Origin of the sequence: Nocardioides sp. (assembly GCF_024509035.1) — a bacterium.
Taxonomy (GTDB): Bacteria; Actinomycetota; Actinomycetes; order Propionibacteriales; family Nocardioidaceae; genus Nocardioides.
This window is the reverse complement of the sequence record NZ_JANINT010000407.1, coordinates 1-1,405: the sequence shown is the minus strand read 5'-3', so window position 1 is coordinate 1,405 and position 1,405 is coordinate 1. Positions and strand designations below refer to the sequence as shown.

Here is a 1,405-nt window from a genome sequence, read left to right as displayed (position 1 = left end):
GCCTGGCCGACGCGGTCAGCGACCTGCTCCGGCGCTCGGCCGACGCGCTCGAGCGGCTGGTCGCGGAGCACGAGCCCGTCGACGCCGCGGCCGCGGCCTGGCTCGACGACGCGCGCCGGATCACCCACCACGACGTACCCCGGGTGGGTGCGGCGCTGCTGCAGGCCGAGCAGGGCCGCCGGCTCAACGTGCGCGCGGTCGGGACCCCCGACCTCGGGCCCGGCCTGCGCCACGGCCTGGAGTCGCTCGAGCACACCGCGCTGGCGGTCCGCTCGATGTACCGGGCGCTCGCCGACGCGACGGCGGGCCGGCCGGCCTGGCTCGAGGACGAGACCGCCGGCGACGTGCTGCTCGGGCTCGTCCAGACCTTCCGCGAGCTCGCCGCGGCCGTCGACGCCTTTGGTGAGCTGGTCCGGCTCGAGGCCGCTGCGCGAGGCGATCGCGGGACTGCCCGAGGCCCGGGCCCGCCTCGAGGAGCTCAGCACGGTGGCGGCGGACCCGGAGCTGCGCGAGCTCCTGGTGAGCGTGCTCTCGACGGTCAAGCGCGTGGAGCGCGAGCTCGACCTCGCGCACCGGGCCCGCCGCCAGCTGCAGCTGCGGCGCCCGCACCGGCACCGGCCGCTCCCGCTGCGCCCGCACGCCGCCCGCCAGCGGCCGGACATCTTCCCCGAGAGCGGCCCGGAGGCCGAGACCGTACGGATGCCGGTCGTCGAGCGGCCGGCCGACGACGATGAGTGAGGATGGGGACATGCGCGTCGCGCTCATGGTCACCTGCATCAACGACGCCCTGTACCCGGGCACCGGGCAGGCCGTCGTCAGGCTGCTGCGCCGGCTGGGGGTGGACGTGGAGTTCCCGGAGTCGCAGACCTGCTGCGCGCAGCCGATGGTGAACACCGGCTACCTCGACGAGGCCGTGCCGGTGGTGCGGAACTTCGTCGACACCTTCGCCGGGTACGACGCGGTGGTGACGCCCTCCGGGTCGTGCGTCCCCGACGGTGTACGAGCTGTCGGAGTTCCTCGTCGACGTGCTCGGCGTGACCGACGTCGGCGCGTACTACCCGCACACGGTGACCTACCACCCGACCTGCCACTCGCTGCGGATGCTCGGCGTCGGCGACCGGCCGCGGCGGCTGCTCGAGAACGTGCGCGGGCTGACCCTGCTGGAGCTCCCGGCGGCCGACCAGTGCTGCGGCTTCGGCGGCACCTTCGCGGTCAAGAACGCCGACACCTCGATCGCCATGGGCGCCGACAAGGTCCGGCACGTGCGAGACACCGGCGCCGAGGTCCTGGTGGCGGGGGACAACTCGTGCCTCACCCACATCGGGGGGCTGCTGACCCGCGAGCGCTCCGGCGTCCGCACCGTGCACCTCGCCGAGGTCCTGGCGGCGACCGAAGGTGGTCGGGG

General features: G+C 75.0%; 2 protein-coding genes and 1 pseudogene. 2 read left to right on the top strand and 1 reads right to left on the bottom strand.

The window, feature by feature from the left end; genetic code table 11:
- Window positions 1–233 (bottom strand): hypothetical protein (locus Q0L15_RS22455; protein WP_296607086.1); only part of this gene is annotated, 233 nt, incomplete at its 3' end.
- 169 nt (window positions 234–402) lie between these two features.
- On the opposite strand from Q0L15_RS22455, the gene Q0L15_RS22450 reads away from it, so the two are divergent.
- Both Q0L15_RS22450 and Q0L15_RS22445 read left to right on the top strand, forming a co-directional pair.
- Entirely contained in the window at window positions 403–738 is a 336-nt protein-coding gene (locus Q0L15_RS22450) for a hypothetical protein (protein ID WP_296607085.1), read from the top strand.
- A 10-nt stretch (window positions 739–748) separates the two neighbouring features.
- Window positions 749–1,405, top strand: a pseudogene (locus Q0L15_RS22445) ((Fe-S)-binding protein); the annotation flags it as partial.